The 2579-nt window shown below is 69.9% G+C and carries 1 protein-coding gene; it reads left to right on the plus strand.

All coding sequences use genetic code 11. The annotated features are described in order from the left end of the window. Positions 1 to 2493: beta strand repeat-containing protein (locus tag ACLML9_RS28370; protein WP_411948369.1), on the plus strand; the 2493-nt coding region annotated here is incomplete at its 5' end. Between the last annotated feature and the right edge of the window lie 86 nt (positions 2494 to 2579).

Consider the following 2579-nt stretch of genomic DNA (forward strand, 5'->3'; position numbering starts at 1 on the left):
GCGGTACCCACCCTCACCACGGCGGTACCGAACGCCGGTCCCGTGACCGGCGGCACCACTGTCGTGCTCACCGGAACAGCCCTGACCGGAACCACCGCAGTGAACTTCGGTGCCACCCCGGCAACGTCGTTCACGGTCGACTCGGCGACCCAGATCACCGCCATCGCCCCCGCCGGAGCGGCCGCAACAGTGCCGGTCACCGTCACCACCGTGGGTGGCACCAGCAACGGCGTCTCCTACACCTACGTCCCAGTGCCCACCCTCACCACGGCGGCACCCAACGCAGGTTCGGTGACCGGCGGCACCACGGTCGTACTGACAGGAACAGCTCTGACCGGAGCCACCACAGTGAATTTCGGTGCTACCCCGGCGACCTCGTTCACGGTGGACTCCGCCACCCAGATCACCGCCGTCGCCCCCGCAGGTGCGGCCGGAACAGTGTCGGTCACCGCTACTACCGTGGGTGGCACCAGCAACGGCATCTCCTACACCTACGTCCCAGTGCCCACCCTCACCACGGCGGCACCCAACGCAGGTCCCGTGGCCGGCGGAACCACTGTCGTGCTCACCGGAACAGCCCTGACCGGAACCACCGCAGTGAACTTCGGCGCTACCCCGGCGACCTCGTTCACGGTGGACTCGGCGACCCAGATCACCGCCGTCGCCCCCGCAGGTGCGGCCGGAACAGTGCCGGTCACCGCTACTAACGTGGGTGGCACCAGCAACGGCGTCTCCTACACCTACGTCGCGGTACCCACCCTCACCACGGCGGCACCCAACGCAGGTCCGGAGGCCGGCGGCACCACGGTCGTACTGACAGGAACAGCCCTGACCGGAGCCACCGCGGTGAACTTCGGTGCTACCCCGGCGACCTCGTTCGTTGTGGACTCCGCCACCCAGATCACGGCCGTCGCCCCCGCAGGAGCGGCCGGGACGATACTGGTCACCGCCACCACTGTAGGCGGCACCAGCAACGGGATCGCCTACACCTACGCGGCGGTGCCGACACTGACCACGGCGGTGCCCAACGTGGGTTCGGTGACCGGCGGGACGACGGTTGTGCTCACCGGCACGAACCTGACCGGAGCGACCGCGGTGAGCTTCGGTGGCACACCGGCGACCTCGTTCGTCGTGGACTCCGCCACCCAGATCACCGCCGTCGCCCCCGCGGGTGCGGCCGGAACAGTGCCGGTCACGGTCACCACCGCAGGTGGAACCACCAACGGGGTCTCCTACACCTACGTCGCGGTGCCCACGCTGACCACAGTGGCACCCAACTCCGGTCCGGTAGCGGGCGGAACCACGGTCACCCTCACCGGGACGAATTTGACGGGTGCGACCGCAGTGAGCTTCGGTGCCACCCTCGCGACATCGTTCACGGTCGACTCCGCCACCCAGATCACGGCTATCGCCCCCGCGGGCGCCGCCGGGACGGTACTGGTCACGGTCACCACCGTGGGTGGCACCAGCAACGGGGTCGCCTACACCTATGTCGCGGTGCCGACATTGACCACCATCGCCCCGAATGCCGGTCCGGTGGCCGGCGGCACCACGGTTGTGCTCACCGGAACAGCCCTGACCGGAGCCACCGCAGTGAATTTCGGTGGCACACCGGCGACCTCGTTCGTCGTGGACTCCGCCACCCAGATCACCGCCGTCGCCCCCGCAGGCGCCGCCGGGACGATACTGGTCACCGCCACCACCGTGGGCGGCACCAGCAACGGGATCGCCTACACCTACGCGGCGGTGCCGACACTGACCACGGCGGCGCCGAATGCCGCTCCGGTGACCGGCGGAACCACGGTCGTGCTCACCGGGACGAACCTGACGGGTGCGACCGCGGTGAGTTTCGGTGGCAACCCGGCGACGTCGTTCAGTGTCGACTCCAGCACTCAGATCACGGCCATCGCCCCGGCCGGGTCGGTCGGGACGATACTGGTCACCGTCACCACCGCCGGTGGAACAAGTAACGGCGTCGCGTACACCTACGTCGCGGTGCCGACACTGACCGCCATCGCCCCGAATGCCGGTCCGGTGGCCGGCGGCACCACGGTCGTGCTCACCGGAACAGCCCTGACCGGAACCACCGCGGTGAATTTCGGTGCTACACCGGCGACCTCGTTCGTCGTGGACTCCGACACCCAGATCACGGCGGTCACTCCTGCCGGGACGGCTGGGACGGTACTGGTCACCGTCACCACTGCGGGAGGAACCGTTGACGGCGTCTCCTTCACCTACGCGGCGGCGCCCACGCTGAGTGCGGTCGGCCCGGCGTCGGGCACGGCGGCCGGCGGTACCACGGTCACCGTCACCGGGACCGCATTGACAGGTGCGACCGCGGTGAGTTTCGGTGCCAACCCGGCGACCTCGTTCGTCGTGGACTCCGATACCCAGATCACCGCTATCGCCCCCTCCGGCGCGGTCGGAACGGTACCGGTCACCGTCACCACTCCGGGCGGTACCAGCAACGGGGTCTCCTACACCTACCTCTGACAGCTGGTACGGCCGGGCGGGGGGCGGGCCGGGTGCGGCCCGCGGGCCCGGCGCCGGCCCGGGCCCCGGGGGGGGGCGGGGGAGAG

The organism is Nocardia sp. NPDC002869, assembly GCF_046764065.1.
GTDB classification, from domain to species: Bacteria; Actinomycetota; Actinomycetes; order Mycobacteriales; family Mycobacteriaceae; genus Nocardia; species Nocardia rhamnosiphila.